This is a genomic window from Mesorhizobium sp. M5C.F.Cr.IN.023.01.1.1, assembly GCF_003997585.1.
Classification (GTDB): Bacteria; Pseudomonadota; Alphaproteobacteria; order Rhizobiales; family Rhizobiaceae; genus Mesorhizobium; species Mesorhizobium wenxiniae.
Map to the genome: position 1 here is coordinate 1 of NZ_RZSU01000142.1, position 14,113 is coordinate 14,113.

At 62.2% G+C, this 14,113-nt stretch carries 17 protein-coding genes; all 17 read left to right on the forward strand.

What is annotated here, in order from left to right; all coding sequences use genetic code 11:
• The first annotated feature begins 88 nt into the window (after positions 1 to 88).
• On the forward strand, positions 89 to 562 hold the full coding sequence (locus EOA78_RS31880) for a hypothetical protein (protein WP_127319317.1): 474 nt from the start codon (positions 89 to 91) through the stop codon (positions 560 to 562).
• A gap of 37 nt (positions 563 to 599) precedes the next feature.
• On the forward strand, positions 600 to 2,390 hold the full coding sequence (locus EOA78_RS31885; protein ID WP_245477902.1) for a terminase large subunit: 1,791 nt from the start codon (positions 600 to 602) through the stop codon (positions 2,388 to 2,390).
• Positions 2,391 to 2,405: 15 nt separating this feature from the next.
• Entirely contained in the window at positions 2,406 to 2,639 is a 234-nt protein-coding gene (locus EOA78_RS31890; protein ID WP_127319321.1) for a hypothetical protein, read from the forward strand.
• Positions 2,639 to 3,943 (forward strand): phage portal protein, encoded by a 1,305-nt coding sequence (locus EOA78_RS31895; protein WP_127319323.1) that lies wholly within the window; start codon positions 2,639 to 2,641, stop codon positions 3,941 to 3,943. The genes EOA78_RS31890 and EOA78_RS31895 overlap by 1 nt, the downstream gene beginning before the upstream one ends.
• A 2-nt stretch (positions 3,944 to 3,945) precedes the next feature.
• Positions 3,946 to 4,656, forward strand: a complete 711-nt coding sequence (locus EOA78_RS31900) for an HK97 family phage prohead protease (RefSeq protein WP_164784022.1) — start codon at positions 3,946 to 3,948, stop codon at positions 4,654 to 4,656.
• Positions 4,657 to 4,666: 10 nt separating this feature from the next.
• Positions 4,667 to 6,043 (forward strand): phage major capsid protein, encoded by a 1,377-nt coding sequence (locus tag EOA78_RS31905; RefSeq protein ID WP_127319327.1) that lies wholly within the window; start codon positions 4,667 to 4,669, stop codon positions 6,041 to 6,043.
• A 97-nt stretch (positions 6,044 to 6,140) separates the two neighbouring features.
• Entirely contained in the window at positions 6,141 to 6,566 is a 426-nt protein-coding gene (locus EOA78_RS31910) for a hypothetical protein (protein ID WP_127319329.1), read from the forward strand.
• Positions 6,567 to 6,661: 95 nt separating this feature from the next.
• Positions 6,662 to 7,360, forward strand: coding sequence for a hypothetical protein (locus EOA78_RS31915; protein WP_127319331.1), 699 nt, complete (start codon positions 6,662 to 6,664; stop codon positions 7,358 to 7,360).
• A 24-nt stretch (positions 7,361 to 7,384) separates the two neighbouring features.
• Positions 7,385 to 8,038, forward strand: a complete 654-nt coding sequence (locus EOA78_RS31920; RefSeq protein WP_127319333.1) for a hypothetical protein — start codon at positions 7,385 to 7,387, stop codon at positions 8,036 to 8,038.
• The gene (locus EOA78_RS31925) at positions 8,038 to 8,385 is read left to right on the forward strand and encodes a hypothetical protein (protein WP_127319335.1); all 348 of its coding nucleotides are present in this window, start codon (positions 8,038 to 8,040) and stop codon (positions 8,383 to 8,385) included. The genes EOA78_RS31920 and EOA78_RS31925 overlap by 1 nt, the downstream gene beginning before the upstream one ends.
• On the forward strand, positions 8,385 to 9,011 hold the full coding sequence (locus tag EOA78_RS31930; protein WP_127319337.1) for a hypothetical protein: 627 nt from the start codon (positions 8,385 to 8,387) through the stop codon (positions 9,009 to 9,011). Before EOA78_RS31925 ends, EOA78_RS31930 begins: the two co-directional genes overlap by 1 nt.
• Entirely contained in the window at positions 9,011 to 9,424 is a 414-nt protein-coding gene (locus EOA78_RS31935) for a hypothetical protein (RefSeq protein ID WP_127319339.1), read from the forward strand. Before EOA78_RS31930 ends, EOA78_RS31935 begins: the two co-directional genes overlap by 1 nt.
• The gene (locus EOA78_RS31940) at positions 9,424 to 9,603 is read left to right on the forward strand and encodes a hypothetical protein (protein ID WP_164784023.1); all 180 of its coding nucleotides are present in this window, start codon (positions 9,424 to 9,426) and stop codon (positions 9,601 to 9,603) included. The genes EOA78_RS31935 and EOA78_RS31940 overlap by 1 nt, the downstream gene beginning before the upstream one ends.
• A 62-nt stretch (positions 9,604 to 9,665) precedes the next feature.
• Complete coding sequence (locus EOA78_RS31945) at positions 9,666 to 11,150, forward strand: phage tail tube protein (RefSeq protein ID WP_245477905.1); 1,485 nt, start codon at positions 9,666 to 9,668, stop codon at positions 11,148 to 11,150.
• A 98-nt stretch (positions 11,151 to 11,248) separates the two neighbouring features.
• A complete protein-coding gene (locus EOA78_RS31950) occupies positions 11,249 to 11,686 on the forward strand; it encodes a hypothetical protein (protein WP_127319345.1) in 438 nt (145 codons plus the stop codon).
• On the forward strand, positions 11,626 to 12,048 hold the full coding sequence (locus EOA78_RS31955; RefSeq protein WP_127319347.1) for a hypothetical protein: 423 nt from the start codon (positions 11,626 to 11,628) through the stop codon (positions 12,046 to 12,048). The genes EOA78_RS31950 and EOA78_RS31955 overlap by 61 nt, the downstream gene beginning before the upstream one ends.
• Positions 12,045 to 14,113: phage tail length tape measure family protein (locus EOA78_RS31960; RefSeq protein ID WP_206533541.1), on the forward strand; the 2,069-nt coding region annotated here is incomplete at its 3' end. The genes EOA78_RS31955 and EOA78_RS31960, both read left to right, overlap by 4 nt.

Sequence of the window (14,113 nt, forward strand, 5' to 3'; positions counted from 1 at the left end):
CGCCCAACCCTGATGGGGGAGGGGGGTCAAATCTCTGGGGCCTCCCGGGGTCCTAACCGCTTGGGGCTCAGCGAGGGATTTTTTTTCGATGAGTGAGATTTTCGACCTGTTTGGGGACCCGGTTCCCGAAGGCTGGGGCAAGCGAGGTCGACCGCAGCACATAGCGACTGCGGCAAACCGCAACAAAGTCAACATGTTGCTGGCCTTGGGCTGGAACAACGAGCGGATCGCCCGCGCTCTGAGCATCACACCGCCGACTTTGCGGAAGAATTATTTTCGCGAGCTCAGATTCAGGGACGAGGCACGAGATCGGCCGGATGCCCGAACCGCGATGCTCTTCTGGACGCAGTTCGAGGGCGGAAGCTCCGCGGCCGGCAAGGCCTTCCGCAAGTTCGTCGAGCAGAACGACCTGATGCTCTACGGCCAGACGTCACGACCCCAGGCTGAAGAAAAGGGACCGAAGCTGGGCAAGAAAGAGCAAGCCTTGATTGATGCGCGCCAGCCTGACACCGGGTCGACGCTGGGCGATCTAATGGCCAGGCGGCAGGGTACGTCGCACTGACATGTGGGACCTGAGTTGCGTCGACTGGGAAGAGCGGATGCGGCAAGGCCTTCCGCTCATTCCCGACGGTCTCCAACTCAATGAGGCTGAGGCCGACATGGGGCTTGCGTTTTTCGATGCGCTTCCGTTGCCGGATGGTCTCGACGAGATGACGCTGGGCCAGGCAGCGGGACAGTGGTTCCGTGACCTGGTCCGCGTGATCTTCGGATCCTGGGACCCAGCAACTCGCCGGCGCGCCATCCGCGATTTCTTCGTAATGGCACCGAAGGGATCGTCAAAGACCACCTACAGCGCCGGCCTGATGCTCACGGCGATGATGATGAACAAGCGCCACAACGTCGAGGCGCTGTTTGTCGGCCCGACGCAAACGATATCTGATCGCGCCTATGATCAGGCGACCGCGATGATCAGCAAATCACCCGACTTGCAGCGCCGGTTCCACCGCAAGGATCACGAGAAGACGATCCAGTGCCTGGTCACGAACTCTGAACTGAAGGTCAAGACGTTCGCTCTCGACATTCTCACCGGAGCGATCGTGATCTTTGCCTTGGTCGACGAGTTGCACCTTCTCGGCCGCAACCAGCACACGACAAAGGTGCTGCGCCAGATACGCGGTGGCCTCGACAAGACGAATGAAGGCGTGTTGCTGATCACGACGACTCAGAGCGACGAAATCCCGGCCGGCGCGTTCAAGGATGAGCTGCACATGGCCCGCAAGATTCGCGATGGTCAGTACCGCGGCAAAGTCATCCGGTCGATGCTGCCGGTGCTCTACGAATTCCCGACCGACATCGCCAAGGACAAAGAGAAGTGGGGCGATTCGGCCAACTGGCCGATGGTGATGCCGAACCTCAGCCGCTCGATACACCTTCATGACCTGATCCCGGATTGGAACTCCGAGCGAGAAAAGGGCGACAAGCCGACCCGTATTTGGGCCTCGCAGCACCTCAACATCGAGATGGGCGTCGGCATGAAGACCGACGGCTGGCCAGGAGCCGCCTACTGGGCTCACTCCGAAGACGACACGATCACGCTGCAGTCTCTCCTCAAGCGAAGCGAAGCGGTCGTAGTCGGCATAGATGGTGGCGGGCTCGACGATCTTTACGGGCTGTCCGTTCTCGGCCGTGAACCAGCGGAGATCGAGGTGACGGTCAAGATCGCCGGTCAAGACATCGTCATCAAAATGAAGCGGTGGCTGTGTTGGAGCCACGCCTGGTGCCACCGTGGTGTTCTCGATCGGCGCCAGTCGATCGCAACGAAACTGCTGGACTTCGAAGCGGCCGGTGAACTTACGATCGTCGACGACACGATCATCAGTCTCGCCGAGAGTATTGGGGTCATTCGGCAAGTGAACGATACGGGCCTTCTTGCCTGTGTCGCCGTTGATGCGGAAGGGCCATATGGTGAACTCGTCGATGCTCTCGCTGAGATCCACATCACCCAAGAAGGCGGTCAGGTTGAAGGCGTTGGCCAGGGCTACAAGCTCATGAACGCCATCAAGACGAGCGAGGGCCGGCTGTCCAATCGAATGCTGATGCACGGCAAGTCTGGGTTGATGGACTGGTGTGTCGAGAACGTGAAGATCGAGCCGACCGCGACCGCTATCCGGGCAACAAAGCAGAACGCTGGTGACGCCAAGATCGACCCAGTGATGGCGCTTTTCGATGCGGTCAGCGTGATGGTGAAGAACCCGGTGGCGTCGGCCTCGTCGGGCTGGGACACCGATAATCTGGACGATCTCGAGGCGAAGATCGAAGCTGAAATTGCCCGAGCCGAAGCGAACGCGTTGGCAGAAGCCAAAGCCGAAGCAGTTTCCCACGTTTACTGACCGCTGGAGCAGCAGATGCGCTTTGTCTCGGCCGCCGCGCGCGGTGTTGGCCGCAGTGCCGCCGTGGCGATCGCCGCGGTTCCGACACTGCTGCGAGATCTCGTCGGGATCTCTGGTGCTGTATCGATCGTCTATGGGATCTGGCAAATTTACGTCCCCGCCGCCTACATCGCCGGCGGCATCATCCTGACCGGTGCAGCCTTGCTGCTGGCCCGCCGCGCATCGATGCCGGCGGGGGGTGACTCCTGATGCGCGGCCTCTTCGGAGCCCTCGCCGGCGGGGAGCGCAAGGACCAGGGCGGAAGCCGCTACGGTCTAGTTGACGAGATGTGGGCAGATTTCTTCGGCGGCTATCGGTCGTCCAAGTCGGGCGTCTCCGTGAACTGGAAGTCCTCGCTTTCGAACACGACCGTCTTGGCGTGCTGCAGGGTTCGTGCCGACGGTCACGCCACAGTGCCTTGGAAGCTTTATCAGAGAACGGAGACCACAAAGAACGGGCGTACCGTGGTGGGGAGACGGGAGGCCCGCGACCATCCCCTGTACGATCTGCTGGCCACAGCACCAAACGAGTGGATGACGAGCCTGGAGTTCCGGGAGACGCAGAGCTTCCACGTTGATCTCGCCGGCCGCTCATACGCCTTCAAAAACGTCGTGCGCGGCGAAATCGCTGAGATCATCCTGCTCGATCCTGGCCGCGTCACCAAGCGGGTGAACGCGGACTACTCCCGTGTTTATACGCTTCAAGGCCTGGACGGCACCTCAGCAACCGTCACTGAGGATAAGATCTGGGAAGTCAAAGGGCCGTCCTGGGACACGATCGACGGTCTCGACGTCGTTCGTCTCGCCGCAGAAGCGATCGGCCTGGCCTTGGCAACAGAAGAGAGCCACGCCGCCTTCCATCGGAACGGTGTCCGGCCAAGCGGAATGCTTTCCGTCGAAGGCTCGATGAACGAAGCCGGGTTGATCCGGCTTGCCGCATGGGTCCGTCGGAACTTTGGTGGCGCGAACAACACCGGCCGGCTGATGGTCGTCGATCGGAACGCCACGTTCGTTCCGATGCAGATGACTGGGGTCGACAGCCAGCATATCGAGACAAGGAAATTCCAGGTCGAGCGGATCTGCGAAGTTCTGCGGGTGATGCCGATCATGATCGGTTTCTCCGGGGACAAAAACGCCACCTTTGCTTCGGCGGAACAGATGTTTCTCGCCCATCTCGTCCACTGCGTCCGGCCGATCCATCGCCGCTTCGGCGGCTCCGCCGACTTGCATCTGCTGTCGAAAAAAGAACGGCAGCAGGGCTTCTACACCGGTTTCGTGGACGCGGATTTCCTCAGCCCCAGCGTCGAGGCAAAGGCGAAATACAACCAGATCGCGCTTGGCGGGCCGAACAACCCGGGCTGGGTGACGCAGAACGATGTCCGCGGCTGGGATGAAATGGATGCCGTCGACGGCGCCGACACCCTCTTCGTGCCGTCAGGGATGGCCACCTTGGACGAGACCGGAAAACTTGTACCGATCACCGCGCCGACAAAACCGGCGCCATCTGGAGAATGAAGATGGATCGTTTCACCTCCGATCTCTGCGAGGTCAAATTTGCCAATGGCGCCCAGGACGGCACGTTCTCCGGCTACGGTTCGATATTCGGGAACGTCGATAGTCACGGTGACGTCATCGAGAAAGGCGCTTTCAAGGAATCGCTGAGGGCTTGGGAGGCCAAGGGCAAGCTCCCTCCCATGCTGCTGCAGCACGGCGGTTTCTTCGGTCCCGTCGACGACATGCTGCCGATCGGGAAATGGAACTCCATGGAGGAGAACTCCAAGGGCCTGAAGGTCGAGGGCCAGCTGTTCGCGCTTGGCACTGACCGCGGCCAGCTGATCTACGAAGGCATGAAGGCCGGATCGCTGGATGGTCTCTCGATCGGCTACCGCGCGAAGAAGTACACCGTCGGCACCAAGCCGACCGATCCATCCCGGACGCTGCATGAGATCGAGCTGGTCGAACTCAGCGTCGTCACCTTTCCCTCCAATGACAAGGCCACCGTTGGCGCGGTCAAATCCGCTGACATCGACGCCTTGAAAACCCTTTCGGACTTCGAGGACTTCTTGCGCGAGGCAGGCGGACCGCGATGGACGAAGAACACGGCCCGCGATTTTGTCGGCCGTCTGACCAAGATCGCACGGCGAGAGGCTGGGGGCGATCTGGATGTAGCTGGTTTGCTGGAAGGACTTCGGTCCACGCGCAAGCTGATTTCCCCCAACCAAGCATAAGGAGGGCACAATGCCCGAACTGAAAGACGTGCTGGAAGATGTCCAGCGCGAGGTGAAGAAGTTTGGCGACGACGTCGGCACGCTGAAGACCTCAATGGAAAAGGACCTCAAGGCTGTCCGCGAGCTCGCCGAAAAGGCCGGCACGGACGCGGCTGCAGGCACTCAGCTCAAGAAGGATCTTGAGAACCTCAGCCGTGGCGTCGAAGAGAAGCACGCCGCGATCGAGGCCAAGGTCAAGGAGATGATGGAGAAGGCTCAGAAAGAGGCCGACGCCATCCTCGCGATCGAGAAGAAGCTCGGCCGTCCCGGCGTCGGCGGCGGCGAGCAGGAGACTGTTCTCAAGCACGCGACGGAATTCAAGCGTGTGGCGATGTCTCGCCGCGGAGAACTGAAGCTCAGCACCATCCTGAAGCCTGAAGACGTCAACGTCGACGAATACAAGGCCTACCAGGACGCCTTCAAGATGTCACTCCGGCGTGAGATGAACCAACTCAGCCAGGACGAGCAGAAGGCCATGATGGTCGGCTCCGATCCCGACGGCGGCTTTTTGGTGCCGACACAGACCTCTTCCAGGATCGTCACCAAGGTTTGGGAAACCTCGCCAATCGACGAACTCGCCTATCACGAGACCGTCACCGGCGACGCATTGCTCATCGCGATCGACACCGATGAAGCCGGCGCAGGCTGGGTCGGTGAAACCGAGGCGCGTCCGGAGACGTCTACGCCACAGGTCGGCGAACAGCGTATCCCTGTGTTCGAGATCTACGCCAAGCCAAAGGCGTCCCAGCAGCTCCTCGAGGATGCCGGAATCGACGTCGAGGCCTGGCTGGAACGCAAGGTCAGCGAAAAGTTCGCCCGCATGCGCGCCCTCGCCTTCATCTCGGGCAACGGCATCAAGAAACCCCGCGGGATCCTGACTTATCCGGCGGGATCGGCTGGTGTCCGCGGCACCATCGCGCAGATTCCCTCTGGCCATGCCACCCTGCTGACCGACAACGGGCTGGTCACGATGACCTTCTCGCTGAAGGACAAGTATTTGGCCAATGCGACCTGGCTGATGAAGCGTGGCACCCTGGGGGCGGTGATGCTCTTCAAGGACCTCAATGGTCAGTACATGTGGCGGCCCGGTCTCGAGGCTGGCAAGCCCTCGATGCTGCTCGGCTACAATGTCAGGCGCGCCGATGACATGCCAACCGTCGGCGCCGGCACATTGCCGGTGGCGTTCGGCGACTTCCGCGCCGGATATACCGTGGTCGATCGCCTCGGCATCCGCACCCTGCGCGATCAGTATTCCTCGAAGCCGTTCGTCGAATTCTACACGCGCCAGCGCGTCGGTGGCGACGTCGTCGATTTCGAGGCCTACGCCCTCCAGGTTGTCGGTACCTGATCCCCAGATGAACCCCGGGGCGCGGTAGTCGCCGCGCCCCTTTCTCAAAGCCTGCCGGGACTGCGCGAGGCGCGCCGGTAATCTCACGGAGGGTCCCATGCGGGACATCATTTCTCATATCGATCCAAAGCGCGGCATCTCGCCCGCCGCTGCGGTTGCCGACAACACTGCCATCGTTTCCCAGATCAACAATCGACTGGGTGCGGAATCGGTGGCGTTCCTGCTCCTCATGGGCGCGATCGCCGACGCCGACGCCACCTTTACGTTCCTGATGGAACATGGCGATGCCGCCAACCTGTCCGATGCCGTCGCAGTGCCGGACGACATGCTCAACGGCACCGAGCTGCTGGCGACGCCGCTCTTTTCCAGCGACGATAAGGTCTTCAAGATCGGGTACACGGGCGGCAAGCAGTATCAGCGGGTCACGCTCACACCTGCTGCGAATACCGGCAACATCTTCGCAGCCGGCGTCTGGATCAACGGCAAGCTGAACCTCACTCCCGCCGCCAATCCTCCTGCATAAGGCGTAAACGCCCACCTTTGAGGGGGTTTGATCAGCCGGCCGGCGCGCCTTGCGCCGGTCTTCCTCCCACATTCTCAACATAAGGATTGACCGCTATGAAAACCGGCAGGGTCATCAAGGCATTCCCATTCGCTTTCGATGGGATCAATGTTTCGCACCTCGCCATCGGCACCGCTTTTCCGCCGGAGGGAGCAAAGCTCGCCGACAGCACATTCGACGGCTTGGTGGCCGCCGGGTACCTGGAGGAAGGCAAGTCGACCGATTTGCCCCAGGAGGAGCAGCTGAACCGCGACATCATCGAGGCGCTCGACCGCAAGCTCTCCGCTGCATCCGACCAGGATCTGAAGGACATCATTGCGCGGTCGGGAACGCCATACAGCGGCAACATGGTGCATGCCCGGCTGATCTTCGCGGCCAAGCAGCAGATGCTTCGCGAGATGCAGGGTGCGGAACCGGTCCGCTCGATCGATCCGAATTCCGGGGTCACCGAGCAGCCGCTGTCGTCACCTGGTCAGGCGACGCCTCCCTCTGCGGCGGCCGCCGTCGATCAGCAGAAAGCACAGCAGGAGGCCGCGGAGAAAGGCGCCGCTGCCGGCGGCGAGAACAAGGCGACCAACCAGTTCGGCGATCCCCTGCCGGCCGGCGGCGCTAAGCCGAAGGCCGACTTCGTCGACCTCGAGACCCTGAAGAAGGACGATCTCGAGAAGCTTGCAGCCGACCGCGGTGTCGACATCAGTGCCGCAAAAACGAAGGCCGAGATTATCGAGGCGATCAACGCCGGCAAGTCGGCCTGATCGAACAAATCCGGAGCGGGCCGCATGCGTTCGACTTTCACCGTGGTTACGCCTGCGGCCGACCCTTCCTTGCTGACGATCGAGCAGCTGCGCGTCGCCGCGGGTCTCGTGGCCGGCGACGCCAGCCGTGATGCCGAGCTGACTGAACTCGGCGCCAGGGTCTCCGCCGATATCGCTACGGCGTGCCAGATCCGCGGTGATGGCGTTCATGTTCCAACCTTGCGCAGCGAAGAGGTTCGCGAAGTCTTCAGGCAGCGCGGCTGCGACGACGTGCTGTTCCTCGCTCGACGTTTTATCTCCGATCTGACGCTGGTCGAAGAGGCAGGCACGGCGCTTATTGCCGACGACACCGATCTGGACGCCGAGGCCGGCCTGCTGCAAAGGATCTCCGGTACCCGAACGTTGACCTGGCTGCGGGGCGATGCGGTGGTCGAGTACACCGCGGGGTTTGAGACCGTGCCGGCCGATCTGGTCGGCGCCGCGATGGATCTTGCCAGGCTGCGGTTGTCTGCCGGCGCGCGCGACCCGTTGGTAAAGGGCGAGAGCGTCGAGATTCCCGATGTCCGAACGGTACGACAGGATTACTGGGTTGGCGCCGTTCCAGGATCCACGGCTGGGCCAGTTCCCGCGGACATCCTCGCCAAGCTCTCTCGATACATCAACGTCGCAGTGGCATGATGACGTCTCCCGCCGATCTGATAGCCGATCTTGATGCAGGCCTGGCCGACGCTGGCACCGCAATCACGATCCGGCGTTACACTGCCCCGACGGGCACCCCGCGGCCGAAGATCGATATCGACAATGTTCCGGCCGCGGTACGCGGTGTACGGGCGGAAGAGCTGGTCGAAGGAATCGATCAGACGGCGTCGACGGTCGTCGTAAGCCCGACTGGCCTCGCCGCGATGCTGCCGCTGAAGAAGGGCGACAAGGCCGTTATCGACGGTCGGGAGCGGAACATTGAACTGCCGAAGCCGATCTCTGTCCAGGGTGTCCTGGTCAGGATCGATCTCCTGGTGTCGGGCTGATGGCTGGCTTCGAGTTCTTCGAGCGCGATTTGAGGCTCGCGACCGCCGGCATGGAGCCGGGGGCGATCGACAAGGCGCTGGCGGCTTTTGCCAAGCAGGAGCTGAAGCGCGTCATCGGTGAAGGCATCGCCAGCCCGAACTACGAGCGCTATGTGAACGGCGTCCACAATGCGCCGGAAGAGGCGGTGAAGGCTCCTGGCCCGATCGTCTATGAGTTCGTCAATTGGCCGCTGGTTATCAATGCGGCGCTGGCCGAACTGCAAAAGCGTTCGCCGCGGCGATCAGGAAAGTTCGCTTCGTCCTTTATCGTCATCGCGGGCGGACGCGCGGTGGCGACAGATTTCAGCAAAATCAGGCCGGACGCGGAGATCATCATCACCAACTTCATGCCGACCGTGAGGAAGGCTGAGGTGGGCTATCTGGGCATACCGGAACAGCGCCTTTTCCAGGGCGCCGCTCGCTTAATGGGGAGCAGATTCCGAGGTGCTTACAGCTTTGAGGCCAAATTCCTCAACATTCGAGCCGGCCTGCATGCGCAGATCCCCTACCGCCTCAAACGCGGCACTCGGCGATATGCGGTTGGGAGTCCGATTGCCTACCCCTCTATCCTGATCAATGCGCTCTGATGGCCAGTCCTGAAGCTTTCGACGTTGTCGTTCAGCAAATCGCCGATCAATGGGGCGGTTTGACCGATGTCGTATTCGAGAACGATCCCTACGAGCTGCCGGACACGCCGACAGAGTTCATCTACGTCGAGGTCTTTGGCGATTTCTTCGATCAGGTGTCGATCGGGGCCGAGCTGCGGGACGAAAACCTCTGGCGGGAGGCCGGCCAAGTCTATCTGCATGTCATGACGCCGAACAACACCGGCAGCCGCCGGGCGCGCACGCTGGCCAAGCAGCTGGTCGGTCTGTTCCGGGGCCAGGATATCGACAGCGTCACATTCCGCGACGCCTCGATCGGCGCCGGCGATCCCGGCCGTACCTTTGCCAACTATTACGCCATGACCGCAACCGTGAATTTTGAAAGGGACGAATGATGGCACTCGTGCTGAAAGCATTCCCGACGCGCCTGCGCCGGTTCAAGGAAGGCGATCGCGTCTCGCCGCAGGACGATCTGTCGCCGCAAAGCTTCGATGGCCTGGCCGACGGCGGCTACATCGAAAAGCTGCCACACGCGGCGAAGCCGAAAAAGCAGCATCCGTCCAAGGCGGACTAGCCTCTCCTCTCAACCGATCAACCCCGTCCGCCCATTGAGGCGGCCCATCGATGGAGCCTCTAATGGATTCCAACCGCACCCGCATGAGCGTCGTCGAGGAAGTTACCCTCGGCACAACCCCGGTGACACCGCGGATGCGTACCGCTCGTTTCACCGGCGAGACCTTGGCCTTTCGCCCAACCTTCGTCACCTCGGAAGAGATCCGCGACGACCGAATGAACTCGGACCCGATCAAGGTCAACGAGACCAACAGCGGCCCGATCAATGGCGAGCTCTCATTCCCGGTCGATGAATCTCCGCTGTCGATCTGGCTGAAGTCGCTGATGTGCTCGACCTGGCTGAACACACCATTCCGCGACAATGATGGTGTCGCCGATTCCGTCATCACCGCGCTGGCCGACACAACTGACGTCGCCACGGTAACCGCCGGCGCCGCATTCGTAGCCGGTCAGCTGGTGCGCTTCACCGGCTTCACCGCATCGGCGAACAATGGCGTCTTCAAATGCACGACCGGCAGCGCGACGGTTCCGGCATTCCTTGGCGCCGGCTTTGTCGCCGAGGCCGCGCCTCCCGCTACAGCGCGCATGAAGGTGGTCGGCTTCATGGGTGCCGCGGCTGACATCACGGCGCTCGCCGACGGTCTCGGCTCGACGCTGCTCGACTTCACCACGCTCGGACTGCGCGTCGGCCAGTGGGTCAAGATCGGCGGCACCGCCGACATCACCAGCTTCGCCTTCCTGGTCGCCGCCGGCGCCGTTGCCCGTCGCAACGCTTGGGCGCGCATCACGGCGATCGCCGCCGCCAAACTGACCCTCGACAATCTGCCGGCCGGCTGGGCGACTGATGTCGGTACCGGCAAGACGATCCAGGTGTTCTTCGGGGACCAGATCAAGAACGGCGTTGACACCAAGAGCTGCACGATCGAGCGCGGCTTCATGGGCCAAGCTGTGCCGACCTATATTGCGCAGCGCGGCATGGTCGCCGGCGAAGGCCAGTTCAACTTCACGACCGAGGACAAGGCGAAATACACTTTCACCTTCTCCGGGATGAGCGGGCAGGCCTCGACGGCGTCGCTCGACAGCGCGCCGGATGCGGCGACGACTAATGCCGTCATGGCGGCGGCCGTCAATGTCGGCAGGATCGCGGAAAACGGCGTCTGTCTCGGTTCGCCCAACTGGATGCAGTCGCTGCAGATCAGCGTGAACAACAATCTTCGCATGATCAATGCGCTGGACTGCGACGAAACGATCGGGCCAGTCGACATCGGCAAGGGCAGCTTCGACGTCACGATCAACGCGCCAACCTATTTCGGGTCGGACGCGCTGCTGACCAAGCTCTTCGCCGGGACCCCGAGCAACATCAACACGCGCATCGCCAAGAACAACCAGGCAATCATCTTTGCGATCCCGCGTATCACCTTCACCGACGGTGCCCCATCGGCGACGGCCAAGAACACCGACACGACGCTGCCGTTGGTCGGCCAGGCGTCGAAGGATGAGCTGACGTCTGCCCATCTCATCATCGATCGCCTGGAATATTTCGTCTGATTTAGAGTTCCCGGCCGACACCGGGACTGGTTCTGCGCAGAAGGCGGGCGGCTTGTCGGAGCCGCCCGATCCCTCAAACTCCCCGACAGGAGATCGATATGACCATCAAGCTGGCCAGCCTGAGCGCTGACCTATCGAAGGAACGCGAAGGTGACTGGATTCCGGTCAAGGAATGGCCTGGTCTCGACCCGGAAAAGCCTTATGAGATGTCGCCGTTGCCCGGGCTCGAATTTCTGGTGCGGTCGACGAACTATCCAGACTACGTGACGGCACGTCAGGGCGTGCTGGAAAAACTGAAGCAGGAGTATCCCGACGACAAGGTGCCAGCTGACGTTCAGGCGCGCGTTGAAGGCCAGTTGTCAGTCGAGCATCTCCTGCTCGGCTGGAAGGGCCTCGACGTTGAATATTCGCCCGACCTGGTCGGCACAATCCTTGTTGCCGAAGAGCACCGCGTCATGCGTCAGATGATATTCTGGTGCGCCGGCCGTGTTGGCAAGAAAAAGGTCGAGTTCGTCCAGGCCGCAACAAAAAACTAACGGCGGCCTTCCGCTACGACCTCGAGCGGAATGGCCAGAACAAGTGGCTGGCGAAGATCGCGGCCGAATTCCCGCTGGAACTCCCAAAGGAGAAGGTCCCGACCCGCCCGGAAGAGGCCCGCGCCGAATATTGGCACGATTTCTACTGGCGGGCGTGGGAGGCGCTTCGGTTTGACCGGCAATACGGCGCGATGGGCGGAGAGTCCCCGATCGCGTTCATCGCCTATGACGCATACGCCAGGCGCTATGGCCTGGAGGGCGAGGCCTTCCAGCGGTTCCATGCCTTCATGACCGCCATCGATACCGAGTGGCTGATCCACATCGCTAACAAAACCAAGGAAAGGGAGGCTGAAAAAACATGAACGTTCAACTCTCCCGCCTGGTGACGTCGGCTGAAATAGACGCCTCGAGATACAAGGTCGGCGCCGATCAGAAGGTCGCCGCCGATCGCGCCATGGTGGCGTCGGCTCAGGCTGTCGGTCAGGCGGCGAGCGCGACCGACACCAAGATCAGCCAAGCCGGCGATTCCCTGGCGCGCTTGTCACGGCAGTATGTCGAAGGCTATGCTGCGGCGCAGCGCATGCAAAGCGCCGTCAACAGCCTGTCGCGCGGCATCGACGCCGGCAAGATCACGATGGCGCAGGCCGAGCCGATCCTCGAGGGCATATTCCGGAAATACGGGCAGATCGGCGACGGCGCGCAATTCGCGGCCAAGGGCCAGCATGAGTTCGCGGCGGCGATCACGAACACCACGGCGCGCCTGTCGGCCCAGGTTGTTGCGGCCAACGCGGCGGCGGCAGCGGCTAGCCGTGTCAGCGTAGCCGCCAACCAGAACAGGGTGCAGCCCGCTCTTCAGCAGGGAAACTTCAACAGCGCGAACGTCGCCGCTCAATTCCAGGACATCGCTGTCACCTCGGCGATGGGCATGAGCCCGCTCCAGATCGCCCTCCAGCAGGGCACTCAGCTTTCGGCCGTGCTCGGCCCGATGGGGGCGGCCGGCGCAGCCAGGTCGCTGGGTTCGGCGTTGCTGTCGATCGTCAATCCGACCTCGCTCATCGTTCTCGGCCTCGTCGGCGCAACGGCGGCGACAATCCAGTGGTTCACGAAAGGGCGCGAAGGCGCCAAGACCATGGATGACGCCATAAAGCTGCATTCCGAGAACCTGAAGCTCTTAAAAGAGGAATACGGCGATCTCGGCGAGGCCGTCAAAGGCGTCGGCTCGATCGGTGGCCAGGCCTTCACCTCCGCGCAGGTCCGGGGCAACCAGGCCATGCTGGACGCGATGCTACGCGACAAGGCTGGGCCGTTCCTCGAACAGCTGAGTGGAACAAGCTGGACGCAAAGCCTGTTTGGCAATGGCGGCGGCATCGCCGGACTTCGCGATCATCCCGGGCAACAAGGCCAGTTCGCCGGTCCTGTCGAAGCCCTGATCAAGAGCGCCCGTGAGGGCAAGACCGATCTCGCCACCTTCAACGACGAGGTCGAGCGGCTGTTCGAAAGCCTCCTGCCGGGGTCGACCAACCCGATGGCGCTGCGCAACACCGCTGATGCCATCCTACTGCTCGGCGACAACGCATTTAGCGTCACCGGTAAGTTCGCGCCATTCGCCGATGCCATTAACCGGCTCAAAGTCGAGGCCGCCGACGGCGCACCTGATGTCTACCAGTTCAACCAGGAAATCGAGCGGATCGGACAAACCCGCGGCCTGCAAAAACTAGCCGACGAAGCCATCATCGCCGGCAAGGAAATCGTCGATCTAGCCCGGCAGGCGGAGGAACTGGAAAAGATACTGGCGCGCATCGACCGGGAGAACACGCGCCCTGGCCTCGCCGACCTGCGCTCGTTTGGCAGGTACGTCGCCGTTCGCGATGCAACGCTTAGGAGTGAGAACGACCAGTTCGCAGCCGAGCAGCAGATGGCGCGGGCGCGCACCAACGCCGAAAAGCTCGCTGCGATCGAGGCGCAGGTCAGGGCTCGCGCCAGGGAAGACGGCGACAAGGGAGGAGGCCTGCAAGCCCGGGTGAACCGTGCGCTGGAGGCCGAGCTCAACCGGCAGGCGATCGAGGCGCGCGACGCCCAGGTGGCGCGCGGTCTCGCGATCGACAAGACGTTGGCCAGCCAGCAGCTCGATCTCACTCTGATCGGCAAGACCGCCGGCGAGGCGGCGAAACTGCGGATGGAGTTCGAACAGATCGCTGCGATCCGCGAGGAGGCCGCCGAGAAGGGTATTGCGGCGGATGAAAGCGAAATCGCTGCGATAAAGGCCAAGGCGGAGGCCTACGGCAAGTTCGCCGACGAGATCGCCCGCGCCAATCTTGCGCGCGAGCTCAATTTCGAGCGAGACCAGCAGTTCCGTTCGGCTCAGGACCAGCAGATCGCGTCACGGCAGCAGGGGGCCGGTCTGGCGGTTGACCTCAATTCGCCGGC